The sequence below is a fragment of the Thioclava sp. NG1 genome (assembly GCF_003122275.1).
Lineage (GTDB): Bacteria > Pseudomonadota > Alphaproteobacteria > Rhodobacterales > Rhodobacteraceae > Thioclava > Thioclava nitratireducens.
Window position 1 is genome coordinate 227,316 of record NZ_QFBB01000007.1, and the last position, 23,580, is coordinate 250,895.

Sequence of the window (23,580 nt, forward strand, 5' to 3'; positions counted from 1 at the left end):
ATGAAACAGCCGCTCGTCATCGCTCTCTCGTTCGCCCTTCTGGCCACGCCCGTCTCCGCGCAGGATGAAGGGGCCGACGCTGGCGGCGATGTCGATCGCGGGTTCTCCTTGTTGCAGGAAGGGGCGCAGACGCTGTTTCGCGGGCTGATGGGAGAGATGAAGCCGCAGCTCGACGAAATGCAGAAAGGCTTGGGCGAGGCCGCGGCCCAGTTGGGGCCGAAGCTGCGCCAGTTCCTCGCGCTGGTCGACGATATGGCGAATTACGGCGCGCCCGAGCGGCTGCCCAATGGCGATATCATCATGCGGCGCGACCCGGATGCACCGCCGCCGCCGCCCCTGATGACCGAGCCGCCGGGGGATGCGCCGCAAAAAGACGACCCGGAGCAAGGCGGGCCGATTGAGATCCCGGAGGGCGGGATCGAGCTTTAATCCGTGATGATCGGATCTGCCTTCAGCGCGCCCGCGAGCGAGCGGAAGCGCGACTCGGCGACCTCGCCCATCAGCGCCTTGCCGCGCTTGGTCAGCTTCAGCTCCAAAACGCCCTTCTTGGCGGAATATTTCAACTCGCCCGCATCGGCGGGGCTGTGGGTCGCGAACATCGCGCCGAAGCGCATCGCCTTGCCCAGAACTTCCGCCTCCTGGATCTGCTCCTCGGTCAGCAGCGGCAGGAACGGCTCCAGCCGCGAGCCGTTGCGCGAGTTCTTGTAGCGGTGCAAGAGCGCCACGCCGAGCCAGATCCGCTCGGGGTGGGACATCGCTGAATAGTTCGCTCGGGTGACGTTCTCGAAACAGGCCTCGGCGCGGTAATCGGGATGGGTGCGCCACGTCGTGTCATGCAGCAGGCAGGCCGCGCGCACGAGGCGGAATTTCTCGGGTGGGAGCGGCCCGAAGATCGGCTCGATGAAGGCGTGGAGCTTCTTGCCGAAGCCGGGCATCCGGCTCATCACGCGCTCGGTATGGCGCGCGGCCTCCACCAGCGGATCGCGGCGGCGCAGGCGTTCGGGCATCTGCTCGTAAAGCAGCCCTTCGCGGATCCCGTAGGCGGAGACGTCGATCTCCTTGGGCTGGAAGGTCGCGATCAACTCGCGCAGCACCTGGCTCGCGAGCGGGACCAGTTCCATCCGCGCGGCGGAGGTGCCGGTATTGGCGCGCAGCTTCTCGAGGTCGGACTTGCCGATCCAGTCGATCGTCTCGCCCAGCTCGTCGGGCTTCATCCGGTATTCGTGCATCACCAGCAGCGGATAGTCGCGCCGTTCCATGTCGAGACGCGCGATGGCGCGCCACGAGCCGCCGACGAGGTAGATGCGTTCATGCTCGGTCCCGACCTTCTCGGCCAACTCCTGCATCGTCGCCTGAATATGCGCGGTGATGGCCTTCTTGCCGCCCGCGATCTGCTGCAGGCGGAAGGGGCCGAGCTGCGAGGTGGCACGGCGCCAGACCTTGCCGCCGCGAATCTCGGCCAATTCCATCGAGTTGCCACCGATATCGCAGACGAGGCCTTCGGCCTCGGGCCAGCCAAGTAGCACCCCTTGCGCGGAGAGGCGCGCCTCTTCGAGCCCGTCGACGATATGGACCTTGAGGCCGGTCTCTTTCTCGATCTTGCGGTGAAACTCAGGGCCGTCCTCGGCGTCGCGCATCGCGGCGGTCGCGACGCAGGTGAGCGGGCCGATCTCCATCCCTTCGGCGAGCGCGGCAAAGCGTTTGAGCGCGATCAGGCCGCGCTCGCGCCCCTCGGGGTTCAGCTGGCCAGTCTCTGCGAGACCTTGACCGAGACCCGCCATGACCTTCTCGTTGAAGAAATAGGCCGGGCTGCGCGCCGCGCCGTCGAACACCACCATCCGGATCGAGTTCGAGCCGATATCGACGACGCCGACGCGCGAGAGCGCGCGCACGGACGGATCGTCGAAGAGAGGTTGGCCGAACGGGTCCCAATCGTCGCTGTCATCGAGTGCCGGCGCCGCTTTGTCTTTGCTCATGTGCCCGTCCGTTCGAGTCGTTCGACCCCAAAGCTAGGGCTAGTCGAAGCTATGGGCAAGTTCGGGAACATCGCTTGCCCCAGCGGAACCGCGGCCCGAGAGCGAGGGGTATTCCATGAAGAACCGGTGGCAGGAGAACAGGTCCTCGCGGTCGTCGGGCAGGTGGCGGATGAACTTGCCGTCGGGCTGCAAAATCCAGCTTTGCGCCTCGTCGGCCATGTTCGCCGCCATGATCTGGCTGACGATCTGCGCCTTCACCGTGGGGTTCTTGGCCTCGACCAGCGTCTCCACCCGGCGGTTGAGGTTGCGCCCCATCCAGTCGGCGGAGGAGAAGAACACGCGCGCGTCGTTCGACGGCAGGGCATGGCCATTACCGAAGCACACGATGCGCGAGTGTTCGAGGAACCGCCCGACGATGGATTTCACGCGGATATTCTCGGACAGGCCCTTGATGCCGGGGCGGATGCCGCAGATGCCGCGGATCACGAGAGAGATTTTCACCCCCGCCTGCGAGGCCTTGTAGAGCGCGTCGATCACGTCGGATTCGATCAGCGAATTCATCTTCGCCCAGATCGCGGCGGGTTTTCCCGCCTTGGCGTGTTCGATCTCGCGGTCGATCAACTGCAGCAGGCGCGGCTTCAGCGTGATTGGCGAGATCGCGATGTTTTCGAGACCCTCGGGCTGCACATAGCCCGAGAGGTAGTTGAAGACCTTGGTCGCATCGCGCCCGAGCGCGGCATCGCAGGTAAAGAAGCTCAGATCGGTGTAAATCTTCGCCGTGATCGGGTGGTAGTTGCCGGTGCCGTAATGCGTATAGGTCACGAGATGGTCGCCCTCGCGGCGCACCACGGTCGAGATCTTGGCGTGGGTCTTGTAGTTGATGAACCCGTAGACGACATGGGCGCCTGCGCGCTCCAGCCGCCGCGACTGGCGGATATTGGCGGCCTCGTCGAAGCGGGCCTTCAACTCCACGAGCGCGGTCACGGATTTGCCATTCTCCGCCGCCTCGCAGAGCGACGACACGACGGGGCTGTCTTTCGACGTCCGATAGAGCGTCTGCTTGATCGCCAGCACGTTCGGGTCGTTCGCCGCCTGATCGATGAAGCGCACCACCAGATCGAAGGTCTCGTAGGGATGGTGCAGAAGGATATCCTTCTGCTTGATCGCGGCGAACATGTCGCCCTCGTGGTCCTGCACGCGTTCGGGCACGCGCGGCATGAAGGGCGGCCAGAGCAGATCGGGGCGCTCGCCGAGGATCAGTTCCTTCACATCGGCGATGCCCACGAGGCCCTTTTCCTCGACCACCTCTTCGGGATCGACATGCAACTCGCGCATCACCAGCGCCTGCAGGTCTTCCGGCGCGCCCGGCGAGACCGACATGCGGATGACCTGACCGCGGCGGCGGCGCTTCAGCGCGGTCTCGAACTCGCGCACGAGGTCTTCGGCCTCGTCCTCGACTTCCAGATCGCTGTCGCGCAGCACCCGGAACGAGCACGAGCCCACATCCTTGTAGCCCGGGAAGAGCGAGCTCAGATGCAGCATCAGAAGCTGCTCGAGCGGCAGGAACCGCGCCTCGCCCGGCAGGCGCACGAAGCGGTCGATCTGGGCCGGGATCGGCAGCAGCGCCTGCAACCGGCGCTGGTCGCTTTCGCGCTCCAGTTCCAGCGCGAGGCAGAAGCCGGTATTCGGGATGAAAGGGAAAGGGTGGGCCGGGTCGATCGCCAGCGGCGAGAGCACCGGGAAGACGTTGTTGAGGAAGTGATCCGACAGGAAGTCGAGATCGCGCTTGGTCAGACGCGAGCGGGTGACGACATGGATACCCTCGTGATCCATCTCGCGCTTGAGCGCTGACCACGTCGCCTGCTGCGTGTCCATCAACCGCCGCGCGTTGGCGTTGATCTTCTCCAGCTGCTCGGCGGGGGTGAGCCCGTCATCGGAGGGGTTCACGTTGCTCTCGCGCACAAGCTCCATCAGGCCCGCGACGCGCACGGTGTAGAATTCGTCGAGGTTGGTGGCCGAGATCGAAAGGAAACGCACGCGCTCCAGCAGCGGCACACGCGGGTTGCGCGCCTCTTCCAGAACCCGCCAGTTGAACGCCAGCCAGCTCAGTTCCCGGTTGAAGAAACGACCGGGGCCGCTGATCTCCGCCTCGGGCAGCGTGATCGGCGTGGGGAAGGGGGTCTTGAGGAAATCTGCTTGGGTCATGGCGCGCTTATCGTTGGATTTTGTAATGGCTCCATGACAGTTTGCGCGGCTCAATCGAGACTGTCCAGAACCTCGGCGGCTAGTCTTTGCGTGATCGCGCGGCGCTGTGCGAGTGCCTGCCGATCGAGCGCCGCGACCAGTTTGCGCGCGGTCGCGAGAGAGCGGTCCATCCGCGTCACCAGCCAGCCGATCAGGTTTGGCGGCACGGTCAGTTGCCGGTCGGAGAACAGCTTCACCAGAACGGCCGCCAGCAGCGCGTCATCAGGCGGCGTGATGCGCACCGTCGCCGTCGCTTCCATCCGGCTGATCAGGTCGGGCAGGCTCAATCCCCAGTCGCGGGGCGGTGTGCGCGCGGTCAGAAGAAGCCGCCCGCCTTCGGCCTGCATCAGGTTGTGCAGGTGAAAGAGCGCGCGTTGCCCCGCCTCGTCGGCGCCGAGCGTTTCGGCCCGCTCGATCACGGCGGCGCCCTTGGCGACCAGCGCGGGGGCCATATCTTCGGTGAGATTGCGGGCGGGCAGAATCTCCGCGCCTTGTTCGTCGGCCCAGATCGTCGCGAGATGCGTCTTGCCCGCGCCCTCCGGCCCGATCAGGATCATCCGGCCCAGCGGCCATGTTTCGGGCGCGTCGAGGGTCGTCACCGCCAGCGCATTGGCTGGGGAGATGAAGAAGTCTTCACGCCCCTGCGCGGAACGCAGGTGAAGCGGGAAGGTCAACTGCTCGGCCATTCTCAGTTCTCGTGTTCGGTCGTCTCGGTCGCGCCCGTCACTTCTCCGGTCTCCTCGTTGATCAGAGAGATCGGCGGATGGGCTGTTGGCTCGCGCTCCGTTTGCCCTCGGTAAAGCGCCCCTTGCAGATATTGGTCGATGAAGAAGCGCGCAACCACTCCGATCACCGCAGCGACGGGAACGGCGACCAACATGCCCACAAAACCGAACAAAGTGCCGAAAGCGGACAGCGCGAAGATCAGCCAGAGCGGATGCAGCCCGACCGAATCGCCCACGAGTTTGGGAGTGACGAAATTGCCTTCGAGAAACTGGCCGAGCACGAAGATGCCTGCCACGATGCCGATATTGAACCACTCGCCCCAGAACTGGAACAGCGCGAGGCCGATGGCGAGCGTCCCGCCGATGATCGCTCCGATATAGGGGATGAAGGTCAGCGCGCCGGCGACCGACCCCACCAGCAGACCGAAATCGAGCCCCGCCGCCATCAGCGCGATCGCGTAGAAGCCGCCGAGCACGAGGCAGACCGTGACCTGGCCGCGCACGAAGCCCGAAAGCACCCGGTCGATGTCGCGCGCGATGGTGCGGATCGTCTGGACGTGATCGCGCGGCAGCCAGCCATCGATCTTGGCCACCATCCGGTCCCAGTCGAGCAGCATGTAGAAGGCCACGACCGGCACCACGACGATGAAGACGACGACGTTGACCAGCGTCATCGCCGAACTCAGCAGAGTCGCCGCCAGCTCGCCGCCCCGCGCCTTGATTGCGCTGCCGAGGCTGTTGAGCGTGTCGTTCACGACCGAGTTCTGCAGGAGGTTGGGGAACCGCTCGTTCAGGAAGGCCTGCAACGACGACAGAAGATCGGGCGCCAGCGCAACCAGCTGCGCCAGCTGACGCGCCAGCATCGGCACCACGGCCAGTGCAAGGATCACGAAGATCAGCACCGTCACCAGCCCGATGATCGCGGTGGAGGCCGCGCGGCTCAGGCTAAGCTTCTCGAGCCGGTCGGCCAGCGGGTCGAGGAAATAAGCGATCGCGCCGCCCATGATGAACGGCAGGATGACATTTCCCAGCCACCACAGCGACAGGACCAGCACCAAGGCGGCGACGGACCAATAGGTGACTTGCTGGCGGGCAGGCAGGGCCATGCGTGGTCCTTCTCGGCGGTGCGTTCGTTCTAACGTGGCGAAATGCGGTAGGAAATCAAGGCTAGGATCGCGTCTTGAAAGACTTTCAACGGAAGCCTTCAGCGGCGAGCGCGTGAGGCGGGGCGCGGTGTCGATCCGCAGTGGCGGCGTGTTCGGGGCTTCGGGGAAAGGTTCTGCGCAGTCCGGGGCGGGCGGTCCCGCGCCGAGAATTGACGTGAGGGATGGCATTCTGCTTCGGGAGAAGACTTTTGAGCGCCCGGAAAGCGCGTTAGGCTCGCCATACTTCAGAGGTTGGAATATTTTGAAGGCATCGATGCACTGCCATTACAAAGACATTCTTTCTCGTATCGCCACGCCACCCGATTGGTTCGACGAAAATGCTGTGCCGCGTTGGGGGCGGTTCTTGCCGTTTTCGGTGGCGAATTTCTATGCAAAGGAGACGGCCTTGGCCGAGATCCGGTGCCAAGCTTGCCAGCGGATATTTCAGGTGGCCTTCTCTGAACTAAACATGCAACCGCCTCGGCTAAAAAAGGAACTGGGGGAAGAGCATGCGCGACTTGCCGAGGTCATTGAGGCGAAACTCCTGCATTACGGAGACCCACCCAATATAGACTGTTGCAGTTCCGGGCCGACAATGAATTCTGTGCCGCTGAGGGTGCTCGAATACTGGCATCGCCCGTCGACCCCTTACCATCTGCCGCGCGAGCAGTTCTCCCGCCATCAAGCAAACACTCTAGAGACGAAGGGTTGGGTACGGGATCCGCGCTACGAAGTCGCCCTGCGCGGTTAGTCATCTTGCCCAACGCCCCCGTTTCCTCTAGGCCAAACGCAACGTCTGACACCAACCCTCGAAGGACCGCTCATGCGCCTGTCCCGCTATTTTCTTCCCGTTCTCAAGGAAACCCCCGCCGAGGCGCAGATCGCCTCGCATCGGCTGATGCTGCGTGCGGGTATGATCAAGCAGCAGCAGGCCGGGATCTATTCCTGGCTGCCGATGGGCTTCAAGGTGCTGCGCCGGATCGAGCAGATCGTGCACGAAGAGCAGGCGCGCGCCGGCCACCTCGCGATCCAGATGCCGACGCTGCAATCGGCCGATCTGTGGCGCGAGTCGGGCCGTTATGACGGCTATGGCGAAGAGATGCTGCGGATCACCGACCGGCAGGGCCGCGATATGCTTTACTCGCCCACCGCCGAGGAGATGGTGACCGACATCTTCCGCGCCCATGTCTCTAGCTACAAGCAGCTGCCGCTGACGCTCTATCAGATCCAGTGGAAATTCCGCGACGAGATCCGCCCGCGCTTCGGCGTGATGCGCGGCCGCGAATTCCTGATGAAGGACGGCTACAACTTCGATCTGTCGAAGGAAGACGCGCTGCACGCCTATAACCGCCACCTCGTCAGCTACCTGCGCACCTATGAGCGCATGGGCCTGCAGGCGATCCCGATGCGCGCCGATAGCGGCCCGATCGGCGGCGATTACACCCATGAATTCCTCGTGCTGGCCGAAACGGGCGAGTCGGAGGTGTTCTACGACAGCGAGATCACCGATCTGACCTTCGGCGACCGCGAAATCGATTATGACGACGTGGCGCAGTGCCAGGGCGTGCTGGAGGAATTCACCTCGCGCTATGCCCGCACCGACGAGACCCATGACGAGGCGGTCTTCAACGAGGTCCCCGAAGAGCGTCGCCGCGTCGCGCGCGGGATCGAGGTCGGCCAGATCTTCTATTTCGGCACGCAATATTCCGAGGCATTGGGTGCAACCGTTCAGACCCCGGATGGCGCGAAGGTGCCGGTCCATATGGGCTCGCACGGGATCGGCGTGAGCCGTCTCGTCGGCGCGCTGATCGAGGCGAACCATGACGACAAGGGCATCATCTGGCCCGAGGGCGTGACGCCGTTCCATGTCGGCATCGTCAACCTCAAGCAGGGCGATGTCAGCTGCGACAGCGCCTGCGAGGCGCTCTACCGCGCGTTCCTCGACCACGGGCTCGACCCGCTCTATGACGACCGCGAAGAGCGCGCGGGCGCGAAATTCGCCACTATGGACCTGATCGGTCTGCCGTGGCGCATTACCGTCGGTCCGCGCGGGATCGCGGCCAACAAGGTTGAACTGACCTGCCGCCGCACCGGCGAGAGCGAGGAGATGCCGGCTGAAGAGGCGGTCGAGAAGATCGTGGGCATCTATGAAGGGCTTTGATCTGATCCTTGCCGCCAGCGCGGTCGCGGCGGGCTTGCTCGCCGGGCCCGCTCTGGCCGAAGGCACGGGGCAGGGCGCCGGCCAAGGTCTCGTGCCGTGGTCGAGCGATGCGCTCGGTATTTCGGCCAGGGTGCCGAAGGGCTGGACGTCGGACGAGATGCCGGGCGGCGGCATCCTGTTCTCCGCGCCCGATATCGACCCGCACAAGACCGCCCATGTCGCGCTGCGTGCCCATGTCGATGCGGGCGCGGACCTTACGGCCGCGCATGAACAACTCCTGCACACGATCCTGCTCGATGGCGATACGGTGCTGTCGGACGAGATGACCGAGGACGGGTTTGCGATCCGCTCCAAGGACGTGTTCGGCAAGGTGACGCTGCGCAAGACGCAGCGGCTCGAGTGCGCGGGCGAGGCGGTGCTTGCCTCGGTGCAGACCGATTACCCCGCCGATCTGGCCGAGGCGATGGCACCGCTTCTGGCGGATGTGCCCGGCTCGCTGGGCTGCAAATAGGGGGCTCTGCCCCCGCCCGTTCCGGGCGCCCCCGGGATATTTCGACCAAGCCGAAGAGGCGCGCTCTCGCCGCTATGACCGGGCGCAGGCTTGACCTTTCGACCCCGCCGCGCCAGCTTGCGCCGAATTTTCGTGGATGGAGCCGATGGCCGCACGCACTGCCCCGTTTTCCCGTTTCGAGTTCATGATCGCATGGCGCTACCTGCGCGCGCGCCGCGCCGAAGGTGGCGTCTCGGTCATGACATGGATTTCCCTGATCGGCATTGCGCTTGGCGTGGCCGCCCTGATCGCGACCTTGGCCGTGCGCGCGGGCTTTCGCGCCGAGTTCGTCTCGACCATCGTCGGTTCGAATCCGCAGATCACCGTCTATTCCGCACCGATGGAAGTGGCGGAGGGCTCGGGCGTCTATTCCAAGCTGATCCGCGACTATGCCGAGCGCACCGATCGGATCAAGGCGATCCCGGGCGTGGTGAGCGCCGCGCCGGCGGTGCGCGGTCAGGCGATGGTCAGCTTCGGCGATCGTTCCAACGTGGCGGATGTCTACGGTCTGGCGCTGTCGGATCTGAAGAACATCCCCAATATCGCGCATTCCGAAGATGCGCAGGGCGATATCGACAATTACGGTGAAGGCATCGCGATCGGCATCGGCATGGCGCGCGATCTGGGCGTGACGGTGGGCGACACGGTCAAGGTGATTTCGCCCAATGGGGCGAAGACTCCGTCGGGCACAAGCCCGCGCGTGAACGCCTACAAGGTCTCCTATGTTTTCTCGGCCGGGCGTTACGACATCGACCAGACGCGGCTTTATATGCCCTTCAAGGAGGCGCAGAGCTTCTTCAACCGCGAGGGCGGGGTCGATGAGATCGACGTGGACGTGGCCGATCCCGAGCGCATCGCCGAATGGGAGCCCGCGATCATGGATGCGAGCGGCAAGGGCACGCTTTTGTGGACATGGAAGGACGCATCGTCGAGCTTCCTGCGCGCGCTGACGGTCGAAGACAACGTAATGTTCATCATCCTCTCGATCCTCGTGCTGATCGCGTCGATGAACATCACATCGGGACTGATCATGTTGGTGAAGAACAAGGGTCGCGACATCGGCATCCTGCGCACGATGGGGCTTAGCGAGGGTTCGATCCTGCGGGTCTTCTTCCTTTGCGGCGCGTTCACCGGGGTGATCGGGACGCTCGCGGGGCTGGCGATCGGGGTGCTGTTCTCGGTGAATATCGACCACGTCATGGGCTTCGTAAACTGGCTCAATGGCGGCGATGCATGGGATCCGTCGATCCGCGGCATCTACCATCTACCCGCGAAATTGCAGCCCTGGGACGTGACCAAGGCGGTGACGCTGTCGCTGGCGCTGAGCTTCATCGTGACCATCTTCCCGGCGCGCCGTGCCGCGCGCATGAACCCGGTGGAGGCGCTGCGCTATGAATGACGTGCTGATCTGCGAACAGCTGGAAAAGTGCTACAACCGGGGCAAGCCGAACGAGATCACGGTGCTCAAAGGTCTGGATCTGACCATTCCGAAAGGGCAGGTCGTGGCGCTGGTCGCGCCTTCGGGGGCGGGCAAGTCGACGCTTCTGCATATCGCGGGGCTGCTGGACACGCCCGATTCCGGTCGGGTGCTGATCGATGGCGAGGATCTGACCGGCGCGCGCGACGGCAAACGCACGGCGGCGCGGCGCGAGAAGCTGGGCTTCGTCTACCAGTTTCACCACCTGCTTCCGGAGTTCTCGGCGGTGGAGAATATCGTGCTGCCGCAGCTGGCCAATGGCGTCAGCCGCAAGGCCGCGGAAGAGCGGGCGAAGGACCTCTTGAGCCGCGTCGGTATGGCGGGCCGGATGGATCACCGCCCCTCGGCGCTATCGGGTGGCGAGCAGCAACGTGTGGCGTTCTGCAGGGCGCTCGCGAACGGGCCGAGCCTGTTGCTGGCCGACGAGCCTACCGGCAACCTCGACCCGACCACCTCGGACACGGTGTTCGACGTGCTGATGGGTCTGGTGCGCGAGACGGGCCTGTCGGCGCTGATCGCGACGCATAACATGGAGCTCGCCGCCAAGATGGACCGTGTGTTGCACCTGGAGAACGGCGCGCTGGAGGAGGGGATATGATCGTTTATGGGATTTCGACCTGCGACACGGTGCGCAAGGCGCGCAAGGCCTTGGAAGCGGCCGGGCGCGACGTGGAGTTCCGCGATGTGCGGGCGGAGCCTTTGACGGCGGCTGAGGTCGCAGAATTCGAAAGCGCGTTCGGCGACAAGATCGTCAACCGTGCATCGACGACGTGGCGCAATCTGCCCGAGAGTGAGCGCGAAAAGCCTGTCGCCGTTCTGCTAGGCGAACATCCCGCGCTGATGAAGCGCCCGGTGATCCGCGAGGGCGACAAGCTGACGCTGGGCTGGGCGAAGGCCACACAGGCCGAATGGCTCTGACGGCGCCCTTGCGCGCTTAACGCTAACAAAAGAAAAACGGCGCGCACCCCGTGATGCGCGCCGTTCCAAATCCTTGCCGTCCGATCGCCCGATCAGAGCAGGACCAGATCCGATGCCGAGGAGCGGCCGTCGCGACCCGACTGCAGCTCATATTGGATCTTCTGATTGTCATCGAGCCCCTTGAGACCCGCACGTTCGACAGCAGAGATGTGCACGAACACGTCCTTGCCGCCTTCGTCAGGCGCGATGAAGCCATAACCCTTGGTGGAATTGAACCATTTCACGGTGCCAGTGGCCATTACCGTCTTCTCCTTCGTAGTCTCCCGGCGCGATATTGCGTCCGGGCCGTGCAGCCAGTCTCTTTCGGGTCTTCCGGCTGCCTTTTTCAGAAGCGAGGCGGTAGGAAAGTCTGTAACACACGCGTATTCAAGTCTCTCCGAGAATTGCGAAAATGCAATGACATTCCATGAGGGGCGTAAGCCCCTCACAGGTCTGTGAAAATTCGAGATAGGCCGTTGAATTGGCGATTATTCGCGCAAATCGGGCGGCGTCGATTCGGTGATCAGCTGTGCCACGATCTCGTCGATCGCCACCGTGGAGGTGCGGGTATCGCCGAGCTTGCGGACCGAAACCGTGCGCTCCTCGACCTCTTTCATCCCGATCGCGAAGATATAGGGAACCTTGCCGAGCGAGTGCTCGCGGACCTTGTAGTTGATCTTCTCGTTGCGGGTGTCGGCCTCGGCGCGGATACCGGCGGCGCGCAGCTTCGAGGTCACTTCCAGCACGTAATCGTCGGCGTCGGATACGATCGACGCGACGACCACCTGACGCGGCGCGAGCCAGAGCGGCATCTTGCCGGCGAAGTTCTCGATCAGCATGCCGATGAAACGCTCGAACGAGCCCAGCACCGCGCGGTGCAGCATCACGGGGCGGTGGCGCTCGCCATCCGAGCCCACGAATTCCGCGTCCAGCCGCTCGGGCAGGTTGGTGTCGACCTGCAGCGTGCCGCATTGCCAGTCGCGCCCGATCGCGTCGGTCAGCACGAATTCCAGTTTCGGACCGTAGAAGGCGCCTTCGCCTTCGAAGATCTCATAGTCGTAACCGGCGGCCTTACAGGCGTTGCCGAGCGCGGCTTCGGTGTAATCCCAGCTCTCATCGCTGCCGATGCGCTTTTCGGGGCGCGTCGACAGCTTGATGCGCCAGTCGGTGAAGCCGAGATCGTCGTAGATCCCCGACAGGAACTTGATGAATTTCTCGGTTTCCGCCTCGATCTGATCTTCGGTGCAGAAAATATGTGCGTCATCCTGCGTGAAACCGCGCACGCGCATGATGCCGTGCAGCGCGCCGGACGGTTCGTAGCGCGCGCAGGAGCCGAACTCGGCCATGCGCAGCGGCAGGTCGCGATAGGATTTGACGCCCTGATTGAAAATCTGGACGTGGCAGGGGCAGTTCATCGGCTTGAGCGCGTTGACCGTCTTTTCACGTGCATGATCCTCGTCGACTTCGACGATGAACATGTTCTCCTGATAGTTCTCCCAGTGGCCCGAGGCTTCCCAGAGCCTGCGGTTCACCACCTGCGGCGTGTTCACCTCGACATAGCCGTCATCGCGCTGCTTGCGGCGCATATAGTCCTGCAGCGCGGTGTAGATCGTCCAGCCGTTCGGGTGCCAGAAGATCTGGCCCGGTGCCTCTTCCTGCATGTGGAACAGGTCCATCTCGCGACCGAGCTTGCGGTGGTCGCGCTTGGCGGCCTCCTCCATCATCGTGACCCAGGCGTTTAGGTCCTTCTTGGTCTTGAAGGCCACGCCGTAGATGCGCTGCAGCATCGGGCGGCTCGAGTCACCCAGCCAATAGGCGCCGGCCACATGGGTCAGCTTGAACGCATCCGCCGGGACCTGACCCGTATGCTGCAGGTGCGGACCACGGCAGAGATCCTGCCAGTTGCCGTGCCAATACATCCGGATGTCCTCGCCTTGCGGAATCCGGTTGATCAGTTCGACCTTGTAGGGCTCATTCGTCGCCAGATAATGGTCAATCGCGTGTTTGCGGCTCCAGACCTCGGTCTTGATGGCGTCGCGCGCGTTGATGATCTCGCGCATCTTCTTTTCGATCGCGCCGAGGTCTTCGGGGGTGAAGGGCTCTTCGCGGTCGAAGTCGTAGAACCAGCCATTGTCGCGGACCGGGCCGATCGTGACCTTCACACCGGGATAGAGCTCCTGCACGGCGCGGGCCATGATATGGGCGAGGTCGTGGCGGATCAGCTCCAGCGCGGGGCCGTCATCCTGCATCGTGTTGATGGCGATCTGCGCGTCTTCCTGGATCGGCCATTGCAGATCCCAATGCGCGCCATTGACCTGCGCGGAGATCGCTTTCTTCGCCAGCGAAGGTGCGATGGAGGCGGCCACTTCGGCCGGCGTCACGCCTGCGTCGTAGTCGCGCGAATTGCCATCGGGAAAGGTGAGGGAGATCTGGGACATGTCGTCCTCCTCGTCGGTTTGGCGCCCACGGAACGCCCGGTTGCGGGATATATGGTTCCAGAGCCTTTTGCGCGGGCAGGGCGCGGCTGTCAATGGGGAGGGGGTGGGGGAGACGTCGCAGGGGGGGGCTGACCCCGCCCTGCGAGCCCCGGGGATATTGCGACCAAGGCGAGGACCAGAGGCGGCTGCCCCTTCGTGTTGGCGAAAATATCCCGGGGGTGAGGCGCGACGCGCCGAGGGGGCAGCGCCCCCTTGCGCCGGATAGGAAAAAGGCGCCTCTCGGGCGCCTCTCCTTACATCTTGTTGAGCTTGCTCTGCAGATCGGCGAGCTGTTTCTTGATCGCGTCCAGCTCGCCGCGATCGTCGCCATCGTCCGGCGCGGGGCCGGACGAGCCGGCGGTTCCCCAGCCCGCCATCATGTTCTGCAAGAAGGCCTGTTGCTGCGCCTGCAGCGCCTCGAAACCCGGCATCGAGCTCATCGGATTCGGCATCTTGTTCATGTTCTCGAGCATCTGCGAGTGCCCCTCGCGCAGCATCTCGAAAGACGCGGCGAGGAATTGCGGCACCACCGATTGCGCGGCGCCGGTATAGGAGCGCACCAGATCGGTCAGAACATCGACGGGCAGAACATTCTCGCCGCGGCTCTCGTGCTCGGCCACGATCTGCAGCAGATATTGCCGTGTCAGGTCGTCGCCCGATTTCAGATCGACGATCTGCACCTCGCGCCCCTCGCGGATGAATTTCGCGATGTCTTCGAGCGTCACGTAATCGCTGGTCTCGGTATTATAGAGACGGCGGCTGGCGTAACGCTTGATCAGCAAGGGCTTTTCGTCTGCGGCCATGTGATGCGATCCTCCCCGGATTATGCGTGTGCAGCGATTGTGAGACGCCGCGCTGCCAAAATCAATAAAAGAAAAAGGGCGCGCCGCGAAGGCGCGCCCGAGATACGCAGGGCCGGCTGGGAGGAGGAGGCCGGTGCCCGCGTTGAGGTCTTATTTCGCAGCCGTTGCGGCTTTCTTCGACGCAGCGGTCATGTCGGCGGTCGCCTTCTTGACGGTGGCGGACGCTTCTTCCGACATGTCCTTGCCAGCGGCCATCATCAGCTCGACGGTGTCCATCTGAACCTTTTTCGCGATTTCAGCGAAGGCAGCCATGTTCTCGGCAGCCATCTCGGCGGAAGCCGACGCGAAGTCGCTCATCGCCTTGGCGTAATCGGCGGGCTCTTCCTTGGTCTTGGTCAGGTCGCCCATCTTGTCGAGGGTGCCCTTGGTCCATTTGGTCGAGATTTCGGTCGACTTGCCGGCAGCTTCAAGCGCCACTTTCGACATCTTCTCGCCGAGGGCAGCTTGCGATTTGAACGCATCCTGGAATTTCGAGGTGTCGACGGGGAAGGACGCCATCATGTCCTGCATGATCTTGGTGTAGTCTTGGGTCTTGGCCATGTGAGTGCTCCGTTGGGTTGGGGCCCGTGGTCTGGAACGTTGGCGGGGCCCTTTGGGTTACGCAACGTATATACATGCTGCGGCGCAGCATTTCAAGAGAAGAATTGCTGCGCCGCAGAAAATTCACAACCCAAGCGGGAAGGTTATATCTTTACCATCTCTTTGACGTAAGTGCCGGGCGCGTCTGCCAAAATCGGGTGATCGGCATCGCCGGGCTGGCGTGCGGGCACCATCGCACCGGACTTCTTGGCCAGCCATTCGCCCCAGCGCGGCCACCAGCTTCCCTCGTGAAACTCGGCTTGCGCTTTCCACTCGTTGGGATTCGCGACCGGCGCCTCGGATGTGTAGTGGCCGTATTTCTTCTTGCTGGGCGGATTGACGATTCCGGCGATGTGGCCCGATTGCGACAGGATGAAGCTCTTGTCCTTCGAACCCATCTTCGCGACCCCGTTGAACGAGGCGACCCAGGGCGCGATGTGGTCGGTCTCGCAGGCGATCGCCATCAGCGGCACGTTGACGTCGGAGACCTTGACCGTCTCGCCCAGCACCTCGAAGCCTTCGCGCGCGAAGCGGTCCTTCTGGCAAAGGCCGCGAAGATATTCGACCGCCATCTTGCCCGGCAGGTTCGTCGAGTCGCCGTTCCAGAACAGCAGATCGAAAGCGGGCGGGGATTCCCCCATCATGTAGCTGCGGATCGCAGGCCGATAGATCAGGTCGTTCGAGCGCAGGTAGGAGAAGGTGCGCGACATGAAATAGCTGTCGAGCACGCCGTCGGCCTTGCACTGCCGCTCGATCCCGTCGACGAAATCGTCCTGCAGGAAGACCGCGAACTCGCCCTGATCCGAGAAATCGGTGAGCGTGGTGAAGAAGGTGGCCGAGTTGATCGACTTGTCCTTGTGCTTGTTCAGCAGGCCCAGCGTCAGCGACAGCGTGGTACCCGCGATGCAATAGCCGACCGCGTTGACCTTCTTCTCGCCGGTGATCTTCTTCACCTCGTCGATCGCGGTGAGGTAGCCCTCCTGCACGTAGTCATCCATGCCGACATCGGCATAGCTCTTGTCGGGGTTCTTCCAGCTGACCACGAAGAGGGTGAAGCCCTGATCGACGATCCAGCGGATCAGCGAGTTCTGCGGCTTCAGGTCCATGATGTAGAAGCGGTTGATCCAGGGCGGAAAGATCAGAAGCGGCGTCTTGTGTACCTTCTCGGTGGTCGGCGTATACTGGATCAGCTCGAACAGACGGTTGCGGTAGATCACCGAACCCTCGGCGGTGCCGATATTCTCGCCCACGGTGAAGGCGTCCTTGTCGGCCAGCGTCACGAGCAGGTCGCCGCGGTTCGCCTCGATGTCGCGCACGAGGTTCTCGAGCCCTTTCACGAGGCTCTCGCCCTCGGTCTCGATCGCCTTTTCCAGCGCATCAGGGTTGGTCGCGAGGAAGTTGGTCGGCGCCATCAGGTCGATGATCTGGCGCGAGAAATACTGGAGCCGCTGACGGTCCACCGGATCCAGGTCTTCGAGCTTGTCGACCGTCTCGCGCACGCCCTGCGCCGCGATCTGATATTGCTGTTTGATATAGTTGAAATAGGGATGGCTATCCCAGAGCGGATTGGCAAAACGCGGGTCGGAAGGGCCCGTGTCCTCGGGCGGGCGGAACGCGCCCTTGGCGAGCGCCTCCTGCGCTTCGAGGTAATGCTTCATCGCCTGACCCCAGTAATTCACCTGGGCTTCGAGGATCTTTGACGGTTTCTCCAGCCATTCGTTCATCATGGCCGCGGAGGAGGAGAAATAGAGATCGGCGCCGGGGCCTTCGAGGGCGGGATTCACGGGGCGCTTCTGAGCGATCGCATCGACCATCCGCTCGGTCAGTTCCTCGATGCGAGCGAGGTTCTCCTGCATCTTCTGCGATGCAGCAATTTTGTCCGTCTCCTCGGTTGTCATGAACGATAATCCTCCCTATCCTCTGAACCAGCATAATATCGCCGCAGTCTTGGGGTAAAGCGGCGTTTCCGTTGCCGAGTGTGCGCGTGGCCGGCCCCGAGGAGTTGCATATGAAAACGATCATGTCCTACGACCTGATGGAAACCTTCAGGAACACGAACGAGTGGATGGGCGCCTCGGCGCGCGCCATGGCGTCCTACCCGGTCTGGGGCCTCGCCCCGCATCCGATGTTCAAGATCATGTCGGCTTGGGGCCGGGTGACGGAACGCTCTTTCGCGCGGATGGTGATCAAGCCCGATTGGGGCATCCATTCGATCGCCGCCGAGGACGGGCGCGATCACCTCGTCGAAGTCGAAACGGTGCTCAACAAGCCCTTCGGCAGCCTCGTGCATTTCAACGTCCACGGCCGCGAGCCGATGGAGCGGCGCATCCTTCTGGTGGCGCCGATGTCGGGCCATTACGCTACGCTGCTGCGCTCCACCGTGGCCTCGCTGCTGCCCGACGCCGATGTCTGGGTGACCGATTGGCATAATGCGCGCGATATCCCCGTCTCCGAAGGCAAGTTCGATATCGAGGACTATACACTCTACCTTGTCGATTTCATGAAAGAGATGGGTCCTGATACCAACGTGATCGCGGTGTGTCAGCCGGCGCCGCTCGCGCTGGCCGCGACCGCCTATCTCGCCGCCGAGGATCCCGCCGCGCAGCCGCGCACGCTGACCCTGATCGGCGGGCCGATCGATCCCGACGCCGCCGCCACCGAAGTGACCGATTTCGGCCGTCGCGTCACGATGGGCCAGCTCGAGCAGATGGTGATTCAGCGCGTGGGCTTCAAATACAAGGGCGCGGGGCGCCTGGTCTATCCGGGCCTGATGCAGCTCGCCTCCTTCATCTCGATGAACATGGACAAGCACGCGCAGGCCTTCCAGGACAAGATCTGGAAAGAGGCCTCTGGCGAAGGATCGGAGCACGACAAGCATTACCGCTTCTATGACGAATACCTTGCCGTGATGGACATGACTGCCGAGTTCTACCTCTCGACGGTCGAGCGTATCTTCAAGGGCCTCGAGATCGCCAAGAACCGCTTCGAGGTCGGCGGCAAGATGGTCGATATCTCGAAGATCACCAAGGTCGCGGTGAAGACCGTTGAGGGCGAGAAGGACGACATCTCTGCCCCCGGCCAATGCGTCGCCGCGCTCGGCCTTTGCTCCGGCGTGCCGGATTCGATGAAGCAACAGCACCTCGAGCCCGGCGCAGGCCATTACGGCATCTTCGCAGGCTCGCACTGGCGCAACAACATCCGCCCGCTCGTGCTCGATTTCATCGACGAGAACGCCGACAACCCGGCGCCCGGGAAGGGCAAGCCCGCGACGGTCACCCCGATCCGGAAAAAGAAGGTGAAGACGGCCGAGGCGGGGTGAGTTTGATCGCCGTTTGGAATTAAAAAACGCCGCTCCGAGGGGGCGGCGTTTTTTGTATAATGCCGATCGCGGCGATTGGCCGTTTCGAGCCCAAGTTGACCGATTATGATTTGTGGATGAAGGTCTCCTTCTCGAGAGTTCGGATCGATGAAATGCGCAAAAATTTTCTTGTGCCAAAGCGCTTTGCTACGTTTCTGGTGGCGTTTTCTTTTTGGGGCAGTTCAGGCGATGCACAAGGCTTGTTGCACGACTTCGCAAGCCTTTTCGAACGCTGTCGCGTGTCTATCGAAATGAACTCGGAGTTTAACCGCGAGGGGCTGGAAGAGAAGAGCGTCGCAGAGCGCCATGCGCGGGATTGGGGAATGCATTCTAACCAGAGGGCGTGGATGCGCCCGGGTTCAGAGCTTTATGTAGTGCTTACCGGATGGAGTTCTCGAGAAGGCACCACCCGGCATTTGTGCGAAGTTAGATTGGCCGATGAAGGGCGTGCCTTGGATGCGGTGGAGCAAGCGCTGCTGCTGCGTCACTTTCTGATCGAACAAGTCGGGTTGATCGGTGCAGGAACTCACGAAATTGACAAGAAACTGTCTCCGATCCCGCCTCTGGTGAGTGAAGCGTTTTTGCTTTCTGAAAGAAATCCAAATGGCTGCCGAGTGAGCAGCAATCTCTCCTTCTCACCCGATGGAACATTCTTTTCAGCATGGACCGGCGAACAGGCAATTAGTTCGTGCAGGGCCGAATAGATTCCAAGACTTTGGAAAAATCTGCGTGAAAAATCAGAAGCAGGCATTCGGCTTAGAACCTCGAATGGCAAGTTTGTTCGCAACGCGGCCCTTTCCGTCACGCCAACAATAACGGCGCCTCCAGCCAGTCGCGCAGGTTCTGGGTGATCTTCTCGGGTTGTTCCAGCGGGCTCAGGTGGCCCGCGCCGAGGATCAGGCGGAACTCGGCGTGCGGCATCAGCTCGGCGAGGAATTCGTGCCGGCGGGGCGGGCAGATCTTGTCGTATTCGCCGCACATCAGCAGCGCGCGGGTTTTCGTGGCGCGCAGCGTGCGTTGCAGGTCGGGGCGGCGCATCAGGGCGCGGGACTGCGCCTCGAACGTGTTGGCGCCCAAGCCTGCCGCCATCTCCAGCAGCATCGCCTGAATTTCAGCGCGGCCGGGATCGGGGGCGAGGCTGTCGGCGGGGATTTCCTCCAGCATCATCTCGTCGAGCCGCCCGGTGAGCGCCTTCACGATCCGGGTTTCGCGCGCGGCGGCGATCTGCGGCATCTCGGGCAGGGGGGAGACGTCGAGTAATGCGACCTGGGTCACCCGGTCGGGTGCGCGGCGCAGGATCTCGATCGCGACGACCGCGCCCAGCCAATGCCCGACCAGCGCGAACTGGGGCGGCGCCTCGTCCAAAACCGCCTGTGCCATCTCCTCGATCGTCGTGCCGCGCAGCCGCGCCACCATCACCGAACGCTCGGAAGACAGCTCTTGCAGCGGGTGCCAGAACAGCCGCGCGTCGCACATGAAACCGGGAAGAAAGACCAGCGGATCGCTTGGCATCGCTCGAAACCTCAATCGCGGCGCGTTTTCGCGCTTCTCGCGTCGAGTGTGCCGCAAGGGCCGAGGTCAAGCAAATCGAAATGCCGCAAGCAGCGGATCACAGCCGGGCCAGCACCTCCGCCAGCGCGGTCTCGATCAGCGCGAGGCAATCCGGATCCGAGAAGCGGTGATCGGCGCCTTTGACCAAGGTCAGGCGCATGTCCGCGCCCTCGGCATGCTCCAGCAGCCGGATCGCGGTCTCGGTGCTCACGGCCTCGTCGGCGGTGCCTTGCAGGAAGCGTGTGGGGAAGGGCAGCGCCAGCGGGCTGCGCAGCACCAACCGCTCGCGACCCTCGTTGATGAGGCGGCGGGTGATGACATAGGGCTCGCCGTAATCCGACGGGACCGCGATCGAGCCTTCGCTTTCCAGCTTGTGCCGGGTTTCCTTGTCGAAGCTCGCCCAATAGCCGTCTTCGGTGAAATCGGGGGCCGCGGCGATGGTAACGAGGCCCGCGACTTTCTCGGGGTGTTCGCGCGACATCAGGAGCGAGATCCAGCCGCCCATCGAGGAGCCCACGAGGATCTGCGGGCCTTCGGTCTTGGCCATGATCACGTCGCGCGCATCCTCAAACCAGTCGCCGATCGCGCCGTCCTCGAATGCGCCGTCCGAGACGCCGTGGCCGGAATAGTCGAAGCGCAGGAAGGCGCGGCCCTCGCGCTTTGCCCAGTCTTCCAGCGCCAGCGCCTTCGTGCCTTCCATGTCGGATTTGAACCCGCCGAGGAAAACTACGCCCGGCCCTTTGCCCGGCGTCAGGTTATAGGCGATGCGGCGGCCTTCTTGGGTCTCGAAATACTCGGTCATCTGCGGTTCCTGCGATCTGTTCGCGCCCAGCCTATAGGGCGGCGCGGATGGCCTCAACCTGTCCGCTTGCGCTCAGTGAGCGGGTTTTTCCTTGCCGGTAACGGCGCGGTAGATCGGCTGGATGATCCGGGTGACAACGGGGATCAGGACCAGCCCGTAGATCAGCCCGAAGATGCCGTCGAAGAACGCGGTGACGGCCCAGCTGACGAAACCTCCCGCCGTGCCTGCCGCGTGGGCTGCGGCCTCGGCCTGATGGTGGATCCAGTCATAGGGCGCGTGCCAGCCAAGCTCTGTCAGACCGTGCAGCACGATATTGCCGCCGACCCAGATCATCGCGGCGGTGCCGACGACCATCAGCAACTGCATCAATCTGGGCATCACATGCACGATGCCGCGCCCGAACGAACGCGTCGGCCCGAGCTTGCCGTTCTCGGCCAGCCATAGCCCCGCGTCGTCGGCTTTCACGATCAATGCGACCGAGCCATAGACCACCACCGTCACGCCGATCCCGATGATGGCGAGCGCGATAGCCTCCATCCAGATCGGCTGGCCCGAGGGCAGGGCGGCGAGGCCGATGGTCATGATCTCGGCGGAGAGGATGAAATCGGTCTTCACCGCGGATTTCACCCGTTTTTCCTCGAGATGGTCGGCGGTTTCTGCCGCGACATGGCCCTCGGCATCGGGCTCATGCGGTTTGAACAGGTGATAGACCTTCTCCGCGCCTTCGAAACACAGGTACGACCCGCCGAGCATCAGCAAGGGCGTGATCAGCCACGGCGCGAAGGCAGAGAGCAGCAGTGCCGCTGGCAGCAGGAATATGAGCTTGTTCTTGATCGAGCCGAGCGCGATCTTCCCCACGATCGGCAATTCGCGGGCGGGCTTGAAGCCGTGGACATATTTCGGGGTCACCGCCGCATCGTCGATCAGCGCGCCAGCCGCCTTCGAGCCCGCCTTGGCCGCCTGACCTGCCGCATCGTCGATCGAGGTCGCCGCCACCTTGGCGATCCCCGCCACGTCATCGAGAAGCGCCAGCAGTCCGCTCATGGATCGGTCCTTTCCGTGTCACGCCCTCGTGAACCTACGGGGCGTGACCCCAAGCCACAAGCCGCAAAGCTGTTCCCGAAAACCGGCGGCGTGACATGAAAAAAGGCGCCCGAAGGCGCCTCGTTTCGGATCTTCAGGATGGCTTAAAGACCCAGCTTCTGCGCCACGATCTGGTTCACCGCCTTCGGGTTGGCCTTGCCGCCCGAAGCCTTGATCACCTGACCGACGAACCAGCCGGCGAGCTTCGGGTTGGCCTTCGCCTTCTCGACCTGCTCGGGGTTCGCGGCGATCACCTCATCCACGGCGGCCTCGATGGCGCCGGTATCGGTGACCTGGATCATGCCGCGCTCTTCCACGATCTTCTCGGGGTCGCCGCCTTCGGTGTAGACGATCTCGAAGAGGTCCTTCGCGATCTTGCCCGAAATCTTGTCGGACTTGATCAGCCGGATGATCGCGCCAAGCTGCGCGGCATCGACCGGGCTCGAGGTGATGTCGTGGTCTTCCTTCTTCAGGCGACCGAACAGCTCGTTGATGACCCAGTTCGCGGCAAGCTTGCCGTCACAGGCCTCGGCCACCACGGCCTCGAAGTAATCCGCGTTCTCGACCTCTGCGGTCAGCACCGAGGCATCGTATTCCGACAGTCCCAGCTCCTTGACGAAACGCGCTTTCTTCGCGTCCGGCAGTTCGGGCATCGAGGCGCCGATATCGTCGACCCAGGCCTGCTCGATTTCCAGCGGCAGCAGGTCGGGGCAGGGGAAGTAGCGGTAATCATGCGCTTCTTCCTTCGACCGCATCGAGCGCGTCTCGCCCTTGTCGGGATCGTAAAGGCGGGTTTCCTGCACCACTTCGCCGCCGTCTTCGACGATGGCGATCTGGCGACGGGCCTCGTATTCGATGGCCTGCTGAATGAAGCGCATCGAGTTCATGTTCTTGATCTCGCAGCGCGTGCCGAGATGGCTGAAATCCTGCGTTTCCTGATATTTCTCGTAAGCGCCCGGCTTGCAGATCGAGACGTTGACGTCGGCGCGCAGGTTGCCGTTCTGCATGTTGCCGTCGCAGGTGCCCAGGTAGCGCAGGATCTGACGCAGCTTGCCGACATAGGCCGCAGCCTCTTCCGGGCCGCGGATGTCGGGGCGTGAGACGATCTCCATCAGCGCGACGCCGGTACGGTTGAGGTCCACGAAGGACATATGCGGGTCCATGTCGTGGATCGACTTGCCCGCATCCTGCTCGAGGTGGATACGCTCGATCCGGACCTTGCGCGCGACGCCCGGGCCCATATCGACGATGATTTCGCCCTCGCCCACGATGGGGTGGTAGAGCTGCGAAATCTGGTAGCCCTGCGGCAGGTCGGGGTAGAAATAGTTCTTCCGGTCGAAGGCCGAGCGCAGGTTGATGTCGGCCTTGAGGCCGAGGCCCGTGCGCACCGCCTGCGCCACGCAGAACTCGTTGATCACCGGCAGCATCCCCGGCATCGCCGCGTCGACGAAGGCCACGTTCGAGTTCGGCTCTGCGCCGAACTTGGTCGAGGCGCCCGAGAACAGCTTGGCTTTCGAGGCCACCTGCGCGTGGACTTCAAGCCCGATCACCAGCTCCCAATCCGATTTGGCACCGGCAATGACCTTGGGTTCGGGGGCTTGGAATTCGAGATGGTCGAGCATGTCCACATCC

Annotated in this window: 22 protein-coding genes; 9 read left to right on the plus strand and 13 right to left on the minus strand. The window is 63.1% G+C overall.

Annotation, left to right across the window (positions count from 1 at the left end; translation table 11 throughout):
* The gene (locus DEM26_RS15090; RefSeq protein WP_233243136.1) at positions 1-429 is read left to right on the plus strand and encodes an AAA+ family ATPase; all 429 of its coding nucleotides are present in this window, start codon (positions 1-3) and stop codon (positions 427-429) included.
* Here the strand turns inward: DEM26_RS15090 and DEM26_RS15095 are convergent.
* The 4 genes from DEM26_RS15095 to DEM26_RS15110 are packed head-to-tail and all read right to left on the minus strand — an operon-like array spanning position 426 to position 6,051.
* Complete coding sequence (locus tag DEM26_RS15095; protein ID WP_075775524.1) at positions 426-1,976, minus strand: Ppx/GppA family phosphatase; 1,551 nt, start codon at positions 1,974-1,976, stop codon at positions 426-428. The two genes, DEM26_RS15090 and DEM26_RS15095, sit on opposite strands and share 4 nt — an antisense overlap.
* 39 nt (positions 1,977-2,015) lie before the next feature.
* Complete coding sequence (locus tag DEM26_RS15100; protein ID WP_075775523.1) at positions 2,016-4,181, minus strand: RNA degradosome polyphosphate kinase; 2,166 nt, start codon at positions 4,179-4,181, stop codon at positions 2,016-2,018.
* A 50-nt stretch (positions 4,182-4,231) separates the two neighbouring features.
* A complete protein-coding gene (locus DEM26_RS15105) occupies positions 4,232-4,906 on the minus strand; it encodes a DnaA ATPase domain-containing protein (RefSeq protein ID WP_075775522.1) in 675 nt (224 codons plus the stop codon).
* Between the two features lie 2 nt (positions 4,907-4,908).
* Positions 4,909-6,051: an AI-2E family transporter gene (locus DEM26_RS15110; RefSeq protein ID WP_109172758.1), complete on the minus strand. Its 1,143-nt coding sequence runs from the start codon at positions 6,049-6,051 to the stop codon at positions 4,909-4,911.
* 127 nt (positions 6,052-6,178) lie between these two features.
* Here DEM26_RS15110 and DEM26_RS15115 point away from each other — a divergent pair, with 127 nt between their 5' ends.
* From DEM26_RS15115 to DEM26_RS15140, 6 genes are all read left to right on the plus strand, one after another.
* Positions 6,179-6,841 (plus strand): hypothetical protein, encoded by a 663-nt coding sequence (locus tag DEM26_RS15115; protein ID WP_146194470.1) that lies wholly within the window; start codon positions 6,179-6,181, stop codon positions 6,839-6,841.
* Positions 6,842-6,913: 72 nt separating this feature from the next.
* Positions 6,914-8,251, plus strand: a complete 1,338-nt coding sequence (proS, locus tag DEM26_RS15120) for a proline--tRNA ligase (protein WP_075775521.1) — start codon at positions 6,914-6,916, stop codon at positions 8,249-8,251.
* Entirely contained in the window at positions 8,238-8,762 is a 525-nt protein-coding gene (locus DEM26_RS15125; RefSeq protein ID WP_109172760.1) for a hypothetical protein, read from the plus strand. Before proS ends, DEM26_RS15125 begins: the two co-directional genes overlap by 14 nt.
* Before the next feature lie 145 nt (positions 8,763-8,907).
* Positions 8,908-10,200 (plus strand): lipoprotein-releasing ABC transporter permease subunit, encoded by a 1,293-nt coding sequence (locus tag DEM26_RS15130; protein WP_088720312.1) that lies wholly within the window; start codon positions 8,908-8,910, stop codon positions 10,198-10,200.
* Entirely contained in the window at positions 10,193-10,876 is a 684-nt protein-coding gene (locus DEM26_RS15135; RefSeq protein WP_075775518.1) for an ABC transporter ATP-binding protein, read from the plus strand. Before DEM26_RS15130 ends, DEM26_RS15135 begins: the two co-directional genes overlap by 8 nt.
* Positions 10,873-11,196, plus strand: coding sequence for an arsenate reductase family protein (locus DEM26_RS15140; protein ID WP_075775517.1), 324 nt, complete (start codon positions 10,873-10,875; stop codon positions 11,194-11,196). Before DEM26_RS15135 ends, DEM26_RS15140 begins: the two co-directional genes overlap by 4 nt.
* Positions 11,197-11,288: 92 nt before the next feature.
* On the opposite strand, the gene DEM26_RS15145 is transcribed toward DEM26_RS15140, so the two are convergent.
* The 5 genes from DEM26_RS15145 to phaC all read right to left on the minus strand — a co-directional run bounded on the left by DEM26_RS15145 (position 11,289) and on the right by phaC (position 17,052).
* Entirely contained in the window at positions 11,289-11,495 is a 207-nt protein-coding gene (locus DEM26_RS15145; protein ID WP_075775516.1) for a cold-shock protein, read from the minus strand.
* A 228-nt stretch (positions 11,496-11,723) separates the two neighbouring features.
* Positions 11,724-13,673, minus strand: a complete 1,950-nt coding sequence (gene thrS, locus DEM26_RS15150; protein ID WP_075775515.1) for a threonine--tRNA ligase — start codon at positions 13,671-13,673, stop codon at positions 11,724-11,726.
* A 293-nt stretch (positions 13,674-13,966) separates the two neighbouring features.
* Complete coding sequence (gene phaR / locus DEM26_RS15155) at positions 13,967-14,515, minus strand: polyhydroxyalkanoate synthesis repressor PhaR (protein WP_088720270.1); 549 nt, start codon at positions 14,513-14,515, stop codon at positions 13,967-13,969.
* A gap of 150 nt (positions 14,516-14,665) precedes the next feature.
* The gene (locus DEM26_RS15160; protein ID WP_075775513.1) at positions 14,666-15,115 is read right to left on the minus strand and encodes a phasin, PhaP; all 450 of its coding nucleotides are present in this window, start codon (positions 15,113-15,115) and stop codon (positions 14,666-14,668) included.
* A 143-nt stretch (positions 15,116-15,258) separates the two neighbouring features.
* Positions 15,259-17,052 (minus strand): class I poly(R)-hydroxyalkanoic acid synthase, encoded by a 1,794-nt coding sequence (gene phaC / locus DEM26_RS15165; protein ID WP_109172761.1) that lies wholly within the window; start codon positions 17,050-17,052, stop codon positions 15,259-15,261.
* Between the two features lie 110 nt (positions 17,053-17,162).
* Here phaC and phaZ point away from each other — a divergent pair, with 110 nt between their 5' ends.
* Both phaZ and DEM26_RS15175 read left to right on the plus strand, forming a co-directional pair.
* Positions 17,163-18,473, plus strand: coding sequence for a polyhydroxyalkanoate depolymerase (gene phaZ, locus DEM26_RS15170; RefSeq protein WP_075775511.1), 1,311 nt, complete (start codon positions 17,163-17,165; stop codon positions 18,471-18,473).
* 95 nt (positions 18,474-18,568) lie between these two features.
* A complete protein-coding gene (locus tag DEM26_RS15175; protein WP_146194471.1) occupies positions 18,569-19,216 on the plus strand; it encodes a hypothetical protein in 648 nt (215 codons plus the stop codon).
* Between the two features lie 97 nt (positions 19,217-19,313).
* On the opposite strand, the gene DEM26_RS15180 is transcribed toward DEM26_RS15175, so the two are convergent.
* From DEM26_RS15180 to gatB, 4 genes are all read right to left on the minus strand, one after another.
* Positions 19,314-20,024: an alpha/beta fold hydrolase gene (locus DEM26_RS15180; RefSeq protein ID WP_075775509.1), complete on the minus strand. Its 711-nt coding sequence runs from the start codon at positions 20,022-20,024 to the stop codon at positions 19,314-19,316.
* A gap of 97 nt (positions 20,025-20,121) precedes the next feature.
* Positions 20,122-20,865 carry an alpha/beta hydrolase gene (locus DEM26_RS15185; RefSeq protein WP_088720272.1) on the minus strand — a complete coding sequence of 248 codons (744 nt, stop codon included), beginning with the start codon at positions 20,863-20,865 and terminating at the stop codon, positions 20,122-20,124.
* A 72-nt stretch (positions 20,866-20,937) separates the two neighbouring features.
* On the minus strand, positions 20,938-21,909 hold the full coding sequence (locus DEM26_RS15190; RefSeq protein WP_109172763.1) for a DUF808 domain-containing protein: 972 nt from the start codon (positions 21,907-21,909) through the stop codon (positions 20,938-20,940).
* Positions 21,910-22,052: 143 nt separating this feature from the next.
* The gene (gene gatB / locus DEM26_RS15195; RefSeq protein ID WP_109172764.1) at positions 22,053-23,570 is read right to left on the minus strand and encodes an Asp-tRNA(Asn)/Glu-tRNA(Gln) amidotransferase subunit GatB; all 1,518 of its coding nucleotides are present in this window, start codon (positions 23,568-23,570) and stop codon (positions 22,053-22,055) included.
* Positions 23,571-23,580 lie beyond the last annotated feature (10 nt).